The 19,302-nt window shown below is 42.9% G+C and carries 11 protein-coding genes; 7 read left to right on the forward strand and 4 right to left on the reverse strand.

Features of this window, described 5'->3' with window-relative positions:
* Positions 1–4 precede the first annotated feature (4 nt).
* Both ABDD94_RS12480 and argS read right to left on the reverse strand, forming a co-directional pair.
* The gene (locus ABDD94_RS12480; RefSeq protein WP_345952525.1) at positions 5–3,082 is read right to left on the reverse strand and encodes a SusC/RagA family TonB-linked outer membrane protein; all 3,078 of its coding nucleotides are present in this window, start codon (positions 3,080–3,082) and stop codon (positions 5–7) included.
* Positions 3,083–3,353: 271 nt separating this feature from the next.
* Positions 3,354–5,117, reverse strand: a complete 1,764-nt coding sequence (argS, locus tag ABDD94_RS12485; RefSeq protein WP_345952526.1) for an arginine--tRNA ligase — start codon at positions 5,115–5,117, stop codon at positions 3,354–3,356.
* A gap of 88 nt (positions 5,118–5,205) precedes the next feature.
* Between argS and ABDD94_RS12490 the strand changes: the two genes are divergently transcribed.
* The gene (locus ABDD94_RS12490; RefSeq protein ID WP_345952527.1) at positions 5,206–6,654 is read left to right on the forward strand and encodes an arginine deiminase family protein; all 1,449 of its coding nucleotides are present in this window, start codon (positions 5,206–5,208) and stop codon (positions 6,652–6,654) included.
* Positions 6,655–6,779: 125 nt separating this feature from the next.
* Positions 6,780–7,700: a citrulline utilization hydrolase CtlX gene (gene ctlX / locus ABDD94_RS12495; protein ID WP_345952528.1), complete on the forward strand. Its 921-nt coding sequence runs from the start codon at positions 6,780–6,782 to the stop codon at positions 7,698–7,700.
* Positions 7,701–7,878: 178 nt separating this feature from the next.
* On the opposite strand, the gene ABDD94_RS12500 is transcribed toward ctlX, so the two are convergent.
* Together ABDD94_RS12500 and gltB are read right to left on the reverse strand one after the other, a co-directional pair.
* A complete protein-coding gene (locus ABDD94_RS12500) occupies positions 7,879–9,351 on the reverse strand; it encodes a glutamate synthase subunit beta (RefSeq protein WP_345952529.1) in 1,473 nt (490 codons plus the stop codon).
* Positions 9,352–9,354: 3 nt separating this feature from the next.
* A complete protein-coding gene (gene gltB / locus ABDD94_RS12505) occupies positions 9,355–13,881 on the reverse strand; it encodes a glutamate synthase large subunit (protein ID WP_345952530.1) in 4,527 nt (1,508 codons plus the stop codon).
* Between the two features lie 227 nt (positions 13,882–14,108).
* Here gltB and ABDD94_RS12510 point away from each other — a divergent pair, with 227 nt between their 5' ends.
* The 5 genes from ABDD94_RS12510 (at position 14,109) to hisB (ending at position 19,297) form a co-directional block, all read left to right on the forward strand.
* Positions 14,109–14,603: an HAD family hydrolase gene (locus tag ABDD94_RS12510; RefSeq protein ID WP_345952531.1), complete on the forward strand. Its 495-nt coding sequence runs from the start codon at positions 14,109–14,111 to the stop codon at positions 14,601–14,603.
* A 265-nt stretch (positions 14,604–14,868) separates the two neighbouring features.
* On the forward strand, positions 14,869–15,720 hold the full coding sequence (gene hisG, locus ABDD94_RS12515; protein ID WP_345952532.1) for an ATP phosphoribosyltransferase: 852 nt from the start codon (positions 14,869–14,871) through the stop codon (positions 15,718–15,720).
* A 40-nt stretch (positions 15,721–15,760) separates the two neighbouring features.
* Positions 15,761–17,059 (forward strand): histidinol dehydrogenase, encoded by a 1,299-nt coding sequence (hisD, locus tag ABDD94_RS12520; RefSeq protein ID WP_345952533.1) that lies wholly within the window; start codon positions 15,761–15,763, stop codon positions 17,057–17,059.
* A gap of 37 nt (positions 17,060–17,096) precedes the next feature.
* On the forward strand, positions 17,097–18,152 hold the full coding sequence (gene hisC / locus ABDD94_RS12525; RefSeq protein ID WP_345952534.1) for a histidinol-phosphate transaminase: 1,056 nt from the start codon (positions 17,097–17,099) through the stop codon (positions 18,150–18,152).
* Positions 18,149–19,297 (forward strand): bifunctional histidinol-phosphatase/imidazoleglycerol-phosphate dehydratase HisB, encoded by a 1,149-nt coding sequence (gene hisB / locus ABDD94_RS12530; protein WP_345952535.1) that lies wholly within the window; start codon positions 18,149–18,151, stop codon positions 19,295–19,297. Before hisC ends, hisB begins: the two co-directional genes overlap by 4 nt.
* The last annotated feature ends 5 nt before the right edge of the window (positions 19,298–19,302 follow it).

The following is a 19,302-nucleotide window of genomic DNA, read 5'->3' on the forward strand; positions in this document are numbered from 1 at the left end:
ATTATTATAAGTTAACACTTAAACCAAAAGTATAAGTTCTAGGTGTTGGGTACTCGAAAGACGCCAAGTTGTTGCTGTCTTCAGGATCGAAACCAGTCCACTTTGTCCAAGTATAAAGGTTTTGCGCTTGTGCAAATATTCTTATGCCAGAGATGTACTTCAATTTTTGAACTATACTTTTTGGAAGTGCATAGCTCAAATTCAAGTTTCTGAAACGAACAAAAGAAGCATCTTGAACATCAGACGAATTAAATTGTCTTTGTGAACCTGGGCGACCAATATTGGTAATTTGGCCAGGCGCAGTCCATACTGTACTTACCTCACTTGTCATACCATAAGACTGTATGTTAGTAGGGTTGTTTAAGAAGAACGATTGGTTATTAAAACGCGCAAACTGTTGTGCGTAGCTAAATAACGTGGTTAAGTATAAACCTTTATAGTTAGCATTTAAGCCAAAACCACCTTGGTAAGGCGCATAAAAAGTGCCGAACTCTGCAACACTCTGAGTAGTAGCGTTATAAGTAGTTGTTGTGCTACCATCACGGTTGTAATATAGGTAGTTACCTGTTTGAGGATCAACACCAGCCGATTTTGGAATGTAGTGTGATCCTAATGGAAGACCTACTCGGATAATAGATGTACCTGATTCAAACTGATTCACTTGACCTAAGTCAGTAATACGGTTTTTGTTGTAGGCAAAGTTAGAGAACAAAGAGACAGTCCAGTCGTTGCTTTTAATAACATCACCCTCAACTTGAAACTCGATACCTTTGTTTTTCATCTTACCAGCATTTGTTGACACAGAACCAAAACCTGAAGTGGCAGAAAGCTGCTGCTGAACAAACAGATTGTAGGTGTCTTTATTATAAACGTCAACAGTGGTTCTTACTCTGTTTTTCAGGAAGCTAAAATCAAAGCCAATATTGGTTTGTTTGGTAAACTCCCAGTTGTAAGCAGGATTGCCTGGCGTGCTTGGAGCAATACCAGCTGTGCCAGCATAAGAAGTGGTACCATACAAAGCCAGGAAGCCAAAGTTACCAGCAGTACCGGTTGTACCGAAAGGCGTAGCTGTGGTACCATAACTTGCACGGAAACGTAGAACATCAATCCACTTTACATCTTCTAAGAAGCTTTCTTTTTTGGCATTCCAGTTACCACTAATTGAATAAAAACTGTGATACCTGTTTATCGCTGGAACTTGGGACGAGCCGTCACGACGATAGGAAACCTGCAAAGTGTACTTATCATTATAAGTGTCCTTGAATATACCAATGATCGAATTGATACCATTTTGTGTCTTGCCACCGCCAACAGTAGGAATTAAGTTATTGGTATTGTTACCTGCCGTGATGCCAGCTGGTGTGTTCAGCAATGATGGGTTGATACCATAACCGGTATAGTTAAATGATAACAGTCGGTTTCTGATCGTTTCAAATAATGCAGTACCAAATACCTCGTGTTTACCAAAAGTATTGATATACTGGAAACCAGATGTCTGTATTAACTGTAAGTTTCTTGAATTACCAGTGCTATATGAACCTTGGCCACCATTTGTGGTTTGTGAACCTTGTAAAGTTAAAGGATATACACCTGATTCATTCACTGTCTCACGGAAGTCTACACCCAACGTGGTTTTAGCCGAAAATCCTTTAAAGAATTCATATGAAAGGTTTAAACCAATAGTTTCTTTAAGTTGATTGTTTTTAAGAAAAGTATTGTCAATGCGTGACAAAGCATTCGAACCTAAACGGCTATCAAATAATGGAAAGTTCAAACTTGAAGCCGGCTGACCTGTCCATGTTGACGTTATTACATTACCATTTGCGCCGTAAGGATTCTCGTAAGGTAAACCTAAATAGGCCGCAGCAAACGGATTTGCTAACGTTATTGAACCTTCAGACTCAATAAAATTAGATTTAGACCAACCTATACCTGATTGTAAGCCTAATTTAAATTTACCAGCTGTGTGATCCAAGTTGAAACGCAAATTGTAACGATCTAATTTAGACCTAATGGCAACACCTTCTTGTGAATAATATGAAAGTGCAGTATAAAATCTGGTATTCTCATTACCGCCATTAGCACTCACCTGATGACTTTGAAAGCTACCTGTACGGAAAAACAAATCATCCCACTTTGTATTGATATTGTTCAAAGAATCCAGGAAACGCGCCTTTTGAGCTGCTGTTAAGGTTGATGTAACACCAGCAATACTTACCCTAACATCGGCAGTATTATCTGGAGACAAAGTGTAGCCTGGACCACTCTTAAGCGTACGCTGTAATGCAAGTTGCTCTTGGCTACTCAACATGTCAAACTTTGTACTGCTTCTTTGTGAAAAACCGCCTTGCACGTCATAAGTAAACTGAGTTTTGCCAGCTTTACCCCTTTTGGTTGTTATAACCAATACACCATTTGCACCCCTAGATCCATAAACGGACGTGGCAGCAGCATCTTTCAAAACGTCAACACTCTCAAAATCGTTGGGATTCAGTGTTGAAAATACGCTTGATTCTACCGGTATACCGTCAATGATATATAAAGGTGTTATGCTACCGCTAATAGACGTCTGACCACGGATGTACACGTTAGCTACAGCTCCCGGCTGACCAGTACCTGCTAAAACAGATAAGCCCGGAACACGGCCTTGTAAAATTTGATCAAAAGACCCAATTGGAACGTCGTTAATCTTGTCAGAACTAACTTTTGTTGTAGCACTTGTAGATCTCTCTCTTGATGTTGCACTGTATGAACCATTCACAACAACTTCGTTCATCTGACGAATATCGCCCACTAGAACTACATTGATCGATGTGCGGTTACCGATTGCTATAGTTTGCGGTGAATAACCAACATAAGCAACAATTAGGTTAGAAGCACCTGTAGGAACGTCAATGGAAAAGTTTCCGTTTGCGTCAGATTGAGTGCCTAAAGTGGAATTAGAGACTTTGATACTAGCACCAATAATGGGTAAACCATCATCACTACTAGTTACCTTACCTGTAATTTTCCTGGTTTGAGCCAATGCAGATTCAACCACGCATACGGCCAAAACAAGAAGAATAAGTAAAATTTTCTTCATTTGTTAATTGTTTGAGTTAATAAAATAGTTTTCAGGAGTGAAAATTATAAATAATTTTCAATAAACACCAAGAAATTGAAACATTTTTCGCTACTAAGCCTCACTTTGTTAAAAATGTCAAAAAAAACCCCTTTCTGGCAACAAAATAATAGCGGCTGTGCGAAAGCACTTACACTTTATTAAAATTTGATTAAACATTCGGTAACAAAAAAAGGGATAGCTGGCACTTAAGCCAACTACCCCTCTTTAATTTCAAAGAAAATTTACAAGCTTACATACGTTCTGGCACCTCAATTCCTAACAAACGCATGCCTTGTGCAATAACATTGGCAGTTGATGCAGATAATTGTGAACGGAAACGCTTCAACTCTTCTGTTTCTGCCTGAAGAATCGACTTTTCGTGATAGAATTTGTTATAAGCTTTAGCAAGCTCATATATATAGTTGGCTATAGCGGCCGGATTAAAGTCTTTCGCTGCCTGCGTTACTGTTTCCTGATATTGCGATAAGGTTATAACCAAATCGCGCTCTACCGGATCGAGCGTTTTTATACTTGCTGTAGAACCGATATCTCCTACCCTACTTAAAACAGACTTGATACGGGCGTGAGTATACTGAATAAACGGCCCAGTATGGCCTTGAAAATCTACGGATTCGTTCGGATCGAACAGCAAACGCTTACGTGGATCGACCTTTAAAAGGAAATATTTAAGGGCCCCCATACCTATAATATAATATAAGTGCTGTTTGTCAGCATCGCTTAAGCCTTCTGTTTTGCCTAAAGCCTCGGTTTGTTCTTTAGCGGTAGCCTCCATTTCGGCGATAAGATCATCGGCGTCGACTACTGTACCTTCTCGCGATTTCATCTTGCCCGATGGCAAATCGACCATACCGTAGGACAGGTGAAATAATCCTTTAGCCCATGTTTTACCCAGCTTTTGTAAAATAAGGAAGAGCACCTTAAAGTGGTAGTCTTGTTCGTTGCCCACCACGTATATCGATTCATCCATCCCAAAATCATTGTATTTAAGCTGTGCGGTGCCTAAATCTTGTGTGATATATACCGATGTTCCGTCGGCACGCAAAACAAGCTTTTGATCGAGGCCTTCTTCAGTCAGGTCGATCCAAACAGAGCCGTCCTCTTTTTTGAAGAAAACACCCCTTGTAAGGCCTTCTTCAATAATATCCTTACCTAATAAATAGGTATTCGACTCGTAGTAGTATTTGTCAAAATCTACACCCAGCTTTTTATATGTAGTAGCAAAGCCTTCGTAAACCCATCCGTTCATCGTTTTCCAAAGGCCTATCACATCTTCATCGCCTCCCTCCCATTTTTGTAGCATCTGCTGCGCTTGCAACATGAGTGGCGCTTCTTTTTTCGCCTCTTCCTCGGTTTTGCCGTTAATCTTTAGCTGATCTATTTGCTTTTTATACTCCTTGTCGAAAATAACATAATACTTACCCACCAAGTGGTCGCCTTTCAAGCCGGATGATTGTGGTGTTTCCCCATCACCAAACATTTGCCAGGCCAGCATAGATTTGCATATATGGATACCCCTGTCATTAACAAGGTTCGTTTTAATTACCTCATAACCGGCAGCGTGTAAAATAGCCGCTACCGAATAGCCCAACAGGTTGTTACGCACATGGCCCAAATGCAGCGGCTTATTAGTATTCGGCGATGAGTACTCTACCATTACTTTTTTACCATTGCGGGCGGCTACGCCATACTCCTCTCTACATACTACATTATTATATATAGCCAGCCAGTAAACATCGGCGATTGAAATATTCAGAAACCCTTTTACTATATTAAAGCCAGCAACCTCAGGTAAGTTGGCTTGCAGGTATGCGCCAATGTCCTGACCAGTTTGCTCGGGCGATTTACGGGAAAACTTGGTAAAAGGAAATGTTACAATGGTTACCTGCCCTTCAAACTCTTTGCGGGTTTGCTGTAGGTTAACATCCTGTGCGGTTATATTTGTTTGATATAATTGCTCAACAGCTTTTATAGTAGCGTCAATGATAAAATCCATCCGGCAAAATTAATAAATTGACTTAACCTAACGCCATTAATTGAATTGATTAATAAATCAATAACTTTGAGTTCTTCTGTACTACTTTATGACATCATTCGCTGAACAGTTAAAATTAAACGTAAATTCTGAAATAGGCACCCTTAGAGCGCTCCTCATACACAGCCCGGATAGCGGCTTAGGTAAAGTTGTACCCTCAAAAGCGCAAGACTGGTTGTTTGAGGATATTGTGCATTTAGATACCATGCGCCGAAATGAGTATGACTATTATGTAAAACTGCTGCTTTACTTTTTAGACACCAACAAAATTAAAGGCAAATTACAAGGAATAGACGCACCACAGGCCCAACGCAACTTTTTCAAACCTGATCATTCGGCCTTTTATGCTTCTGATAAAGTTATCGAGATTCAAACCTTACTGGCCGACATTTTGCAAGATGATGTTATCCGCGAGAAGCTGACGGCATCGGTTTGTGCCATTGAAAGCTGCAATTACAGACTGCAGCAGCAGCTGTATAATACTCCACCTATTGAATTGGCTAAAATCTTCATTTCAGGCTCTCTGCATAAAGACCATATGATATTTGCGCCAATACCTAATCTGATCTTCTCTCGTGATATTGGCATAACCATTAATAATTATATCCTTATTAATAAGCCTGCTAAAAAAGCCCGCTCAAGGGAAACACTGCTTGCAAGGTATATCTTCTTTAATCACCCCATGTTTGCTGCTTACCGCGACAATATCTTGGAGATAACTGAACCTATACAAAACTTCTTACGCCCGGGCAAAGACCAGGAAGAAAAAACTACGCTTGAAGGCGGCGATGTAATGGTGGTAAGTAAAAACCATGTTATTATTGGCTGCAGCGAGCGTACGTCACTTAGCGGCGCATATGAAGCCATCAAATTGCTGTTTGATAATAAGGTGGTTAATAAAGTAACTGTATTGAAAATACCGCATAAGCGGGATTACATGCATATTGATACGGTTTTTACACAAGTAAAACGCAATGTTTGGGTTTTGTTAGGCTCGCTGGCTAAAGCAGATGCCGCTATTACCGCGTCTGATCCACTGAGTTGGTTTGGAGATAAAAAGCCGAAAGACAAGACCGAGATCGTACAATTTATATACGGAAAAGACAAGCCCCGGCATTTCAGCTGCATTGAGGAATTACTGGATGATGTTAGCCTGAATGATTTAAACAGTTTAGAACGCACCAGATTTATCTATTCGGGCAATAATAACTTCCCGTTTGATGCCCGTGAGCAGTGGACAGACTCGTGCAACCTGCTGGCTCTTAAAGAAGGTGTTGTTTTAGGATATGACCGCAACGATAAAACAGTTGAAGCTTTTAAAGATGCAGGTTTTAGCGTGGTAAAGGTTGCAGAACTTTTGCAGCAATTTGAAAACGGAGAACAATCTCCGGAGGGTTTGCAGAACACCTTAATTTTGATGCCATCATCAGAGCTATCGCGCGCAAGGGGTGGTTTTCATTGTATGAGTTTACCGTTGCTACGTGATGATATTATTTAGAAACCGACGTTGCATACTGTTATAGTGTTTCATCTTATTTCGCAAATCAAACACAAAACACATCGTAATGCCAGGTGTTAAATTTTATTTAGCCTATTACTAAAACATTGAACTTCTTATAAGCAATGAGTCAAACCACCTCCAAAATATTAATGATTCGGCCAGCCAATTTTGGCTTTAACGAACAAACAGCAGAAAGCAATGCCTTTCAGCAAAACAACCGGGAACTACAACAAGTTGCCGAAAAAGCGTTAGAAGAATTTGACGCATTTGTAAATCTTTTAGTAAGTAAAGGGGTTAACATAACCGTTTTAAAAGATACCACAGAGCCACAAAAGCCTGATGCTGTTTTCCCTAACAATTGGGTTTCGTTTCATGATAATGGCGATGTATTGCTTTACCCAATGCACGCCGAAAACCGACGCCTGGAGCGCCGTGAAGACGTGATACGCAAACTCGAGGACAAGTTTAAGGTAAACCATATCATCGATTTAAGCCGTTTTGAGCTAGAGAACAAGTTTTTGGAAGGTACCGGCAGTATAGTGCTCGATCGTGAGAATAAGGTAGCTTATGCCTGTTTATCGCCCCGAACTGATGCAGATGTATTAGAAACTTTCTGCAAGCACCTCGGCTTTACAGCCGTTACGTTCAATGCAGTAGACGGCAAGCAGCAAGCCATTTATCATACTAACGTGATGATGTGTGTGGGCAACAATTTTGCTGTTATATGCCTGGATAGTTTAGCAAACGACAACGAAAAGCAAGTAGTTGTTGATTCCCTTAAAAATACGCATAAAGAAATTATTGCGATCACCTTAGAGCAGATGAACAGCTTTGCCGGCAACATGCTGGAAGTACAAAGTAAAGACGGGAAAAGCCTTTTGGTAATGTCAAAAAGCGCACATCATTCACTTACCGACGACCAAGTAAAAACTTTAGAAAAGTACACCGAAATTGTGTCTGCCAACTTAACCACAATTGAAACTATTGGTGGTGGCAGTGCCCGTTGTATGCTGGCTGAAATCCACCTCCCAGAAGCAGAATAGGGTTTGCTGATTGAAGTTGATTGTCATTTAAGTGCTTTGCAGGAGCTTGTTTGAATTTTTTCTTGAAAACTATTTATTCTCAACCCAAATACTAACCAACTACGGGCTCCTTACAATTAAAACACTTAAACTTCAATCAACCCAATCAACCTTTAATTAACTATTTACTAAACAAAAGCTAGTAAGCAAAGGCGCTAACAGCGTCCTTGCTTTCCAGCATAGTATGTCCCATTAAAAACTCGTCTACTTTGCGGGCTGTTTCGCGGCCTTCAGATATCGCCCAAACCACCAGCGATTGTCCGCGGCGCATATCACCGCAAGCAAACACCTTGCTTACGTTAGTACGGTAAACACCTTCTTTAGCTTTTACATTCTTGCGCTCATCCAGTTCAACACCAGCCTGCTCAATCATGCCATTATGCTGCGGGTGCAAAAAGCCCATAGCTAAAAACACCAGTTGGCAAGGCATCTCGCGTTCGGATCCTTCTATCTCCACAAATTTGATAGGTCGGCCGGTTACATCGGTTTCCCAAGTTATATCTGCCACTTTTAATGCACGCAGATTACCGTTCTCGTCACCCAAAAACTCTTTGGTGTTCACGCCCCAGTATCGCTGACAACCTTCCTCATGCGAACTGGTTGTTTTAAGCACCATGGGATAGTTTGGCCAAGGCATATGCGGTGTACGCTCGCGCGGTGGTTTTAAGCTCACCTCAAACTGGTGAACCGAATTGGCACCATGGCGGTTAGATGTACCCACGCAGTCAGATCCGGTATCGCCACCGCCAATTACAATTACATCTTTACCAGTTGCCAGAATTTCTTCGCCTGCAAACTCCGTTCCACTAACGCGTTTATTCTGCTGTTTTAAAAACTCCATTGCAAAGTAAACGCCCTTTAAATCGCGCCCGGGAATAGGCAGGTTACGAGGTATCGTTGAACCTCCGGCCAGTATTACTGCATCGTTGTTGCGGGTAAGTTCATCCATTGATATGTCTTTGCCTACCTCAGTATTGCATTTAAATACAATACCTTCATCTTCCATTACTTTTAAGCGGCGGTCAATTACCCATTTTTCCAACTTAAAGTCTGGAATGCCATAGCGTAATAAACCACCCGGGCGGTCATCGCGCTCGTAAACGGTTACCGAGTGGCCGGCTTTACTCAACTGCGCAGCAGCGGCTAATCCGGCAGGGCCACCACCAACAACAGCAACCTTTTTACCGGTTTTGATAAAGGGTGCGCTTGGCTTAACAAGGTTACGCTGGTAAGCAATCTCAATAATATGCTTCTCAATTTCTTCAATAACAACCGGCGGTTTATTAATACCTAACACGCAGGCGGACTCACATGGCGCCGGGCAAATACGGCCGGTAAATTCCGGGAAGTTATTCGTTGTAGATAATATTTCGTATGCCTCATCCCAACTTTTACGGTAAACGGCATCGTTAAACTCGGGTATTACGTTACCAAGCGGACAGCCCGAATGGCAAAAAGGAATGCCACAGTTCATACACCGTGCCGATTGCTCATTGAGTTTATCATCGCTATATAAACCAACAAACTCGTTATAGTTCTTCACACGCTCCTCGGGCGCTAATTTGCCAGGAAGCTCTCTGTTATATTCTTGAAATCCGGTAGGTTTTCCCATTTCTTAATTAGCTGATGTTTGATATTCTTGTTGCAACAAAACTCTCTTGTACTCCTTAGGAAACACCTTCACAAAATTTAAAGCAACCGACTGCCAGTTGTTCAATAAATGCTCCGCCAGCTTACTGTTGGTTAAGTGCACATGCTTTTTTAACAGTGTTGTAATTTGTTCTTCGTCTTGTTTAGTTAGTGGATCCAGGTCAACCATCTCGGTATTGCAGTTGCTTGCAAAATCGCCTTGAGGGTTGTAAATCCAGGCAATGCCACCGCTCATACCTGCTGCAAAGTTGCGGCCTGTTTTACCTAAAATAAGTGCACGTCCGCCGGTCATGTACTCGCAGCCGTGGTCACCCACTCCTTCTACCACCACTGTGGCACCAGAATTACGAACAGCAAAACGTTCACCAGCCATACCACGCACAAATAGTTCGCCTGATGTGGCACCATACATAGCCACATTGCCCACAATGATGTTATCTTCAGGCACATAACTTGCATCACCTTTTGGATAGATAGCTAACTGAGCACCAGACAAGCCCTTGCCTACATAGTCATTGGCCTCACCTTCCAGCTCAAAGGCTATCCCTTTAGCAGCAAATGCGCCAAAGCTCTGACCGGCAGAACCTTTAAATTTAAAGTTTATAGTATTTTCAGGCAAGCCCGCGGAACCATATTTCTTGGATATCTCATTTGAAAGTAGCGTACCTACCGTGCGGTCTATATTCTTCAAGTCAAATGATGCGAAAACAGGTGTCCGGTCTGCCAGCGCAGGCTGGGCAGCTTCCAAAAGTTTCCAGTCAATGATATTGTCCATACCATGATCTTGTTGCTGACTGTTATGCAAGGTGTTACCCTTAGCATTGGTCACTGGATGCAGTATGCCAGACAAATCAACTTTCTTAGCTTTCCAGCTCTGTATGTTATCCTTAACACGCAGAAATTGTACGCGTCCTACCATTTCATTAATAGTACGGAAGCCCAGCTCGGCCATAATTTCGCGCATATCCTCGGCAAGGAAACGGAACAGGTTAACCACATGCTCGGGCTTGCCGCTAAATAAGCGGCGCAGATCAGGGTCTTGCGTGGCCACACCTACAGGGCAGGTATTTAGATGACATTTACGCATCATAATACAACCACTGGCAACTAAAGCTGCGGTAGCAACGCCCCACTCCTCGGCACCCAACAAGGCTGCTATCACCAAATCACGACCGGTTTTCATCTGCCCATCGGCCTGTAAAACCACACGGCTGCGTAATTTACTGCGTACCAAAGTTTGGTGTGCCTCGGCCAAGCCAAGTTCCCAAGGCAAGCCAGCATGTTTAATTGAACTTATTGGTGACGCACCTGTACCGCCATCATAACCAGCAATCAGTACCACATCGGCATGGGCTTTGGCTACACCTGCTGCAATGGTACCTACGCCGGCTTTCGATACCAGCTTAACGTTTATACGCGCAGCACGGTTAGCATTCTTTAAATCGAATATTAATTGCGCCAAATCCTCAATGGAATAAATATCGTGGTGTGGTGGCGGCGATATTAAACCTACGCCAGGTGTAGAGTGACGAGTTTTGGCAATCCAGGCATCCACCTTGTGACCAGGTAATTGTCCGCCCTCGCCCGGTTTAGCGCCTTGCGCCATTTTAATTTGCAGTTCATCGGCATTAGTGAGGTAATTAGAAGTAACCCCGAAACGTGCAGAGGCAATTTGCTTAATTGCCGAACGCATAGAATCGCCGTTAGGCAATTTTTCATAACGCATTTCATCCTCTCCACCTTCACCGGTGTTACTCTTGCCGCCAATGCGGTTCATGGCAATAGCCAGCGTACTATGAGCCTCATGCGAAATAGAACCGAATGACATGGCACCGGTAGCAAAACGCTTCATGATGCTTTCTATAGGTTCAACCTCATCAACAGAGATTGACTCGCGATGATGTGTAAAGTCTAATAAGCCGCGTATGGTAAAGTGCTTTTCAGTTTGTTCGTTTACTAAACGGGCGTAGGTTTTATAAACCTCAAAATTATTGGTACTGGTGGCGTGTTGCAGCAAGTGTACCGTTTGTGGGTTAAACAAGTGAGCTTCGCCACGGCGTTTCCACTGATAAATACCACCTTCCGGCAGCAATTTAACCTCACCCTTTGATGTGGTAAAACCAAACTTATGTTTGCTTAAAGATTCACGGGCTATTTCATCGAGGCCTAAACCACCAATACGGGTAACAGCGCCAGTGAAATAACGATCAACCACCTCCTTATTTAAACCCAGTATTTCAAACTGTTGCGAACCGTGATAAGACTGCAATGTAGATATGCCCATTTTAGAGAAGATCTTAAGCAATCCGTAGTTTACGGCTTTTACATAGTTTTTAGATAGTGATTTAATATCAAGCTCACTGGCAATGCTACCATTGTTCTTCATGGTCTCGATGGTAGAAAGCGCCAGGTACGGATTAATTGCAGTTGCACCGAACGCCAGCAGGCATGCAAAATGGTGCACCTCCCAAACATCCCCTGCTTCAACAACCAAACCTACAGCACCTCTGCGGCCAATTTTAACAAGGTGGTGGTGAACTGCTGAAACAGCTAGCAAAGATGGAATGGCGGCGTGCTCTGAATCCAAAGCGCGGTCACTCAGTATTAATACTTCAAAACCATCATCCACCGCATCTTCGGCATACCGGCACAAACGCTCAATACCTTTTTGAAGTGAGCCGGGTTGGCCATCAGCCTTAAAGTAAGTTTGTAGTGTTTTAGCGTGGAATAACCCTGTATCGATACTACGGAGTTTTTCCAGTTGGTGATTACGTAAGATGGGGTGTTTAAGCGCTACGCAGTGGCAGTGCATTTTGTCCTCATCAAGCAAGTTACCGTTGTTACCTATAAAGGTAGCCAAACTCATCACTAAACGCTCGCGAATAGGGTCTATTGGCGGGTTGGTTACCTGGGCAAAGAACTGCTTAAAGTAGCTTGCCAGATGCTGAGGTTTATCAGATAATATAGCTAATGGCACATCCGTTCCCATGGAGCCAATAGGTTCCATAGCATCTAATGCCATTGGCTTGATGATGCCGTCTATATCCTCGCGTGTGTAACCAAATACCTGTTGGTACTTAAAAACCGAATCGGGCGATAAGCTGGTAAATGTAACGCGCGGATCGGGCAGATCTTCTAAGCGTATTTTGTAGTTTTCCAGCCAACGGTCGTACGGCTGGCGAGCCGCCATTTCACTTTTAATTTCTTCGTCAGTAATAATTTTATGCTGCACCGTATCAATCAAAAGCATTTTGCCTGGCTGTAAACGGCCCTTGCTTACTACGGTAGCTTCATCAATGGCCAAAACACCAGTTTCTGACGCTGCTATAACTCTACCATCATTGGTAACCGTATAACGCAACGGACGCAAACCATTACGGTCAAGCAAAGCACCTACCAGTTTACCATCGGTAAAACAAATAGCTGCCGGGCCATCCCAAGGCTGCATAATAGTGGCATGATACTCATAGAACGCTTTTTTAAGCGGGTCCATTTGTTCATTACCATCCCAAGCCTCTGGTATCAGCATCATCATTACATGCGGTAATGAACGACCTGAGTGCTGCAGTATCTCTATAATGTTATCTAAGCAAGCGGAGTCGGACTGGTTATTATCAATAACAGGCAACAGCATCTCCATTTCTTCGCGGCTAAAGTATGCCGAAGCTAAAGACTTTACACTCGAGAAGAACCAGTTTAAGTTACCGGTAAGGGTATTGATCTCGCCGTTATGCGCAATTAAGCGGAAAGGCTGAGCCAGTTTCCATGATGGGAAAGTATTAGTAGAAAAACGCGAGTGTATCATGGCAAAGCCCGATACCAAACGGGGATCTGCCAGATCTGTAAAGTACTGGCGTAATTGATACGTAGTTACCTGACCTTTGTAGATAATAGTTTTACAAGAAAACGAGGTGAAGTAAAAATGCTCACCAGCTCCAGCAATGGTTTCATTAACGGTTTTGTTTATGAAGCGGCGAAGCACATAAAGCTTACGCTCAAAATCTTCGGTGTTATTTATGGCCGAAGGTCTTAATACGAATACCTGCTCCACATCGGGTTCAGCAGTACGGGCAGTTTCGCCAATTACCGATGAATTAACCGGGAGCTTACGGAAACCAAGAATGGTTAATCCTAATTTTTCAACCGCACTATAAATTACGTTACGACAAGCTTTCTTCAGGGCAGAGTCTTTAGGAAAAAATAACATACCTACTCCATACTCGCCTGGCTGGGGCAAACTCACCTCTATATCCGAACACTCCTCCATTAAAAATTCATGCGGCAATTGTATAAGAATGCCCGCGCCGTCTCCCGATTCGGGGTCACAACCACAGGCTCCTCTGTGCTCCATATTTTCGAGCATAGTTAGCGCATCATGAATAATCTGGTTAGACTTAATGCCGTTTATATTAGCAATAAATCCAGTTCCGCAGGAGTCGTGCTCAAATTCAGACCTGTATAGGCCTTGCTGTTCACATTCTGTTTGATCCATGTTTAAATTAAGATATTGTAAATTGGGCTACTATCACGAATATACTGTTTTTAGATTTTACACAAAATAAAAATTGCTTTTTTGCGATAATTCAAAATTTAATAAGCCCCAGTAACCCTTTATTTCAAATTTCGCAACCAGGAACAATCAAAGCATACGGTAATTTATACTCATTCTAAAGTAAGGGCATTATTAAAGTTTGGTTACCTTTGGCTCAATAAAATATAATGGAGCAAAAAAATAAAGCCGTTTTTTTAGATCGCGACGGCGTCTTAAATAAAGAATTAGGTGACTACGTTTGCCGCCTTGAAAATTTCAAGGTACTTGAACATAACTTTGCACCTTTAAAGGAATTGCAAGACAGCGGATACCTGTTAATTGTAGCTACCAACCAGGGCGGTTTAGCCAAAGGCTGGTATACCGAAGAACAGCTGGCCGAAATGCACCAGCACCTTAAGGATACTTATGCCCAACATGGCGTTACCTTTACCGATATATACTTTTGCCCACACCACCCACTGTTTACCGGCGATTGCGATTGCCGTAAACCCAAACCTGGCATGTTGTTGAAAGGTATAGCCCAACACAACATTGATCCAACACTATCTTATTTTATAGGCGACCGCGAGCGCGACGTTGAAGCCGGCGAGGCTGCGGGTGTTACCGGCATCCTCATCAACAGCGATCAACCAATAAGTGACGTGCTCGACTTAATTAAGTGAAAGAGTAAAGAATAGAGAGTTAATGATACAGACTTGGTGTATAACTATATTGAAAAATGTAACCAAGTCTTCGTTCTTTACTCTTGACGCTAAACTCTTTTTAATTATATTTGCCGCAGCTCATCAAAAAGTTAGCTATTAAATGAACGGTTTCAATTTACATCATTTGCATATGCACCATCGCCCCCTGTGGCGATAATAATGATGTATGTTTCTACGCGAAATAACAAACCCCGTTTTATTTATAGTATAATACCCCCAACTTGTGAAAACACTTAAAATAGCTATCCAAAAATCTGGACGGCTCAATGAAAAATCAGTAGAGCTGCTTAAAAACTGCGGCTTAAATTTTGAAAATTACAAAAGCTCACTGATATCCCCTGTTTCGAATTTCCCGCTCGAAATTCTCTTTCTGCGTGACGACGACATTCCTGAATACGTGCAGGATGGCATTGCCGACTTAGGGATAGTAGGCGAAAACGTAATACAAGAGACAGAAGTTAAAGTTCGCTATTTGCAAAAACTTGGATTTGGCAAGTGCTCACTAAAGATTGCTGTTCCCAATAACACCAGCATTCAGGATGTTGCCGACTTAAACGGACGTTCTATAGCTACCACCTACCCTGTTATCCTTAAAAAACATTTAGACAGCCTAAACATCAGTGCCGATATCCGCACCATATCTGGTTCGGTTGAAATATCGCCGGGTTTGGGCTTAAGTGATGCCATTTGTGACTTAGTATCAACCGGTGGCACTTTAAAAAGCAACGGATTAAAGCCTTTTGCCGATGTAATGTCGAGCGAGGCGGTGCTTATTGGTCGCCAAGGCTCTGAAAGTGAAGATCTTATACAGGAACTTATTCAGCGTATCCAATCGGTGTTGAGGGCTAAAGAAACCAAGTATGTGGTTTTAAATGTAGAGCGCACCAACCTTGATACAGTGTTATCGCTGTTACCTGGCGTTAAAAGTCCGTCGGTAGTACCACTGGCCGAGTCTGAGTGGGTTGCCGTACATACAGTGATACCCGAGCGCGATTTTTGGGATCGCATTAGCCAGCTAAAACAAGCCGGCGCACAAGGCATTGTGGTAATGCCTATCGAAAAAATAATATTGTAAAACCCCAGTCCCCATCAGGGGAGCTATTAATAAGTTTAATATGCTAAAGGTTTATAATTACGCCGAATTAAGCAAAGCTCAGGTCAACGACCTGGTGCAACGCAACATTGACCCGGCCAACGAGATACGTACGGTTGTAGAAACTATAATTGGCAACGTACAACAGCAGGGCGACCTGGCTTTGCTGGACTATGCCCGCCAATTTGATAAAGTTGTGCTGGATAAACTTTATCTCGACAAAGCAGAACTGGCCGAAATAGCTACCGCCCTGCTTCCAGAGCAAAAAACAGCGCTCGAGGTGGCTTATCAAAACATTTACAAATTTCATGAGAGCCAGTTAAAATCGGAAAACAAGATCGAGACCATGCCGGGCGTAACCTGCTGGCGCGAATTGCGGCCTATTGAAAAAGTAGGTTTGTACATACCCGGTGGATCTGCCGTTTTGCCAAGCACTTTTTTAATGCTGGGTATACCTGCTCGTATTGCCGGCTGCAAAGAAATTGTGGTATGTTCGCCTCCGGGCAAAAATGGAAAGCTCAATGCCTTTATAGCTTATGTGGCCGAACTGTTAGATATTGACCGCATATACTTGGCGGGTGGTGCACAAGCTATTGCAGCGATGGCTTACGGAACTTCTACAATAACCAAAGTTGATAAGATTTTTGGCCCTGGCAATCAATTTGTAACCAAAGCTAAAACCATTATTCAATCAACTACCGTAACTGCTATTGATATGCCAGCGGGCCCGTCGGAGGTTTTAGTGATTGCCGACGAAACTGCAAACCCGGCGTATATAGCAGCTGATCTATTAGCTCAGGCCGAACATGGTATCGATAGTCAGAGTATATTGGTAGCCACATCAACCCATATTATTGAGCAGACTATTGCCGAGCTGGAAAAGCAGCTACCCATATTGCCACGTGCCGAAATTGCCGCACAAGCTATTGCTAATTCTTATGCCCTTTTGGTAAACGATTTGAGCGAGGCAATGCAATTCAGCAATCAATACGCCCCCGAACACCTGATACTCGCCACTGAAAGCTGGCAGCAGATAACGGAAAGCATTATTAACGCTGGCTCAGTATTTTTAGGCAACCAAACGCCTGAAAGTGTGGGTGATTATGCATCGGGCACTAACCATACGCTGCCAACCAGTGCTTACGCCAAGGCCTACTCAGGGGTTTCCGTTGATTCGTTTGTGAAGAAGATTACCTTTCAACACCTAACACCCGAGGGTTTAAAAGCCATCGGTCCGCATGTGGAGATACTGGCCGATTTGGAAGGCCTGCATGCACATAGAAATGCGGTAAGTGTAAGGATGCAATCAGAAGTTAACTAAACACTATGGCAATGAACGGAGCCATAATGAGCAAATCATGACTACCATGTTCGACATCAATAATATCTTAAGAGAAAATATAAAGAACTTGAAGCCTTATTCATCAGCTCGTGATGAATTTCAGGGCGAGGCCAGCGTATACCTTGATGCCAATGAAAATGCATTCGGATCGCCTTTGGACCAGAACTACAACCGCTATCCCGACCCGCTACAGTATGCCGTAAAAAAGCGCTTAAGCGAAATTAAAGGCGTACCACCGCGTAACATCTTTTTAGGGAACGGCAGCGACGAAGCTATCGACATTCTATTCCGAAGCTTTTGCAACCCAGGTACCGACAACGTAATATTGGTACCCCCAACCTACGGCATGTACGAGGTATCGGCTAATATTAATGACGTTGCAACCCGGAAGGTTAACTTAACTGATGATTACCAGTTAAATTTAGATGGCATAGCCGAGGCAATTGATGGCCAAACCAAAATTATCTTTGTTTGCTCACCTAACAACCCAACCGGTAATTCTATTAACCGCGATGACATTGAAACGCTGCTATCTAACTTTAACGGCCTGGTAGTGGTTGATGAAGCTTATATCAACTTTAGCCGTCAAAAAACATTTATACAGGAACTAACGGAATATGCTAACCTCATTGTTTTGCAAACCCTGTCTAAAGCCTGGGGACTGGCCGGTTTACGTGTAGGCATGGCCTTTGCCAGCGAAGAAATTATTGAGGTAATGAACCGCGTTAAGCCACCGTACAACATCAACGAGGCTTCGCAGCAATTGGCTTTGCAAGCCTTGCAAAACACCGAGCAGGTAAACAGCTGGATCAAAGAAACTTTGGCCGAGCGTGATAAACTGGTACTCCAACTGAAAGACCTTGATTTTGTGGTGGATATTTATCCCTCAGATGCTAACTTTATATTAGTTAAAACCACCGACGCCAAAGGCATATACAATTTCCTGGTACAAAACGGCATCATTGTGCGCGACCGCTCTAAGGTAGAATTATGCGAAGGCTCGTTGCGCATTACAGTAGGTACCCCACAGGAAAACATTACCCTCATTAACACTTTACAAAACTTTAAATGAGCAATCTTAAAAAAGTGTTGTTTATAGACCGCGATGGCACCATGATTAGCGAGTGTGCCGATGAGCAGATCGACTCTTTTGATAAATTGACGTTCTATCCTGGTGCGCTTACCTACTTGCCCCGCATAGCTAAAGAGCTGGATTACGAGCTGGTGATGGTAACTAATCAGGATGGCTTGGGTACGACTGCTCATCCGGATGAGAACTTCTTCCCTGTGCATGAGCTTATAATGAAAACTTTCGCGAACGAGGGTGTTAACTTTGAGGCCACTTTTATTGACCGCACTTTTGCAGCCGATAATGCGCCTACCCGCAAGCCTGGCACAGGCATGCTTACTCAATATCTCGACACCGAGAAGTATGACCTGGCTAACTCTTTTGTAATAGGCGATCGGCTGAACGATGTACTGCTGGCAAAAAACCTGGGCGCTAAAGCCATTTGGATAAACGATGGCATAGGTATGGGTGCTAAAGAATTTACCACAGAAGAAATAGCCGCTATAAACGCTACTATCGGTATTAAAACTACCGAGTGGCAAAAAGTATATGAGTTTTTAAAAGTGGGCAAACGTGTTATTGAGCACCGCCGTACCACCAAGGAGACCGATATATACATTAAAATAGATTTAGATGGCACGGGCGAGGCTAAAGTAAATACCGGCCTCCACTTCTTCGACCACATGCTTGATCAGATTGCCCGTCATGGTAGTGTTGATCTGGAAGTAGTGGCTAAAGGAGATTTGCATATCGATGAGCATCATACTATTGAAGATACCGGTATTGCCTTAGGAGAAGCTATGGCAACTGCATTGGGCAACAAGCGGGGTATTGAGCGTTACGGCTTCTGTTTACCTATGGACGATTGCCTGGCACAAGCTGCTATTGATTTTGGCGGCCGTAACTGGCTGATGTGGGAAGCGGACTTTAAGCGTGAAAAAGTGGGCGATATGCCTACCGAGATGTTTTATCATTTCTTTAAATCGTTTACCGACGCTGCTAAATGCAATTTAAATATAAAAGCTGAAGGGTATAACGAACATCATAAAATAGAAGCTATATTTAAAGCTTTTGCCAAAGCCATTAAAATGGCTGTGCGCAGAGATGTAAATAATATGGTTCTACCCAGTACCAAGGGCGTACTGTAATCGGC

This window comes from Mucilaginibacter sp. PAMB04168 (assembly GCF_039634365.2).
Classification (GTDB): domain Bacteria; phylum Bacteroidota; class Bacteroidia; order Sphingobacteriales; family Sphingobacteriaceae; genus Mucilaginibacter.

What these genes read in the sequence shown, in the direction of transcription:
- hisD (WP_345952533.1), top strand. Translation starts at nt 15,761, where the DNA reads ATGCTAAAGGTTTATAATTACGCCGAATTAAGCAAAGCTCAGGTCAAC.
- ABDD94_RS12500 (WP_345952529.1), bottom strand. Translation starts at nt 9,351, where the DNA reads ATGGGAAAACCTACCGGATTTCAAGAATATAACAGAGAGCTTCCTGGC.
- ABDD94_RS12480 (WP_345952525.1), bottom strand. Translation starts at nt 3,082, where the DNA reads ATGAAGAAAATTTTACTTATTCTTCTTGTTTTGGCCGTATGCGTGGTT.
- hisB (WP_345952535.1), top strand. Translation starts at nt 18,149, where the DNA reads ATGAGCAATCTTAAAAAAGTGTTGTTTATAGACCGCGATGGCACCATG.
- argS (WP_345952526.1), bottom strand. Translation starts at nt 5,117, where the DNA reads ATGGATTTTATCATTGACGCTACTATAAAAGCTGTTGAGCAATTATAT.
- ctlX (WP_345952528.1), top strand. Translation starts at nt 6,780, where the DNA reads ATGAGTCAAACCACCTCCAAAATATTAATGATTCGGCCAGCCAATTTT.
- gltB (WP_345952530.1), bottom strand. Translation starts at nt 13,881, where the DNA reads ATGGATCAAACAGAATGTGAACAGCAAGGCCTATACAGGTCTGAATTT.
- hisC (WP_345952534.1), top strand. Translation starts at nt 17,097, where the DNA reads ATGACTACCATGTTCGACATCAATAATATCTTAAGAGAAAATATAAAG.
- ABDD94_RS12490 (WP_345952527.1), top strand. Translation starts at nt 5,206, where the DNA reads ATGACATCATTCGCTGAACAGTTAAAATTAAACGTAAATTCTGAAATA.
- ABDD94_RS12510 (WP_345952531.1), top strand. Translation starts at nt 14,109, where the DNA reads ATGGAGCAAAAAAATAAAGCCGTTTTTTTAGATCGCGACGGCGTCTTA.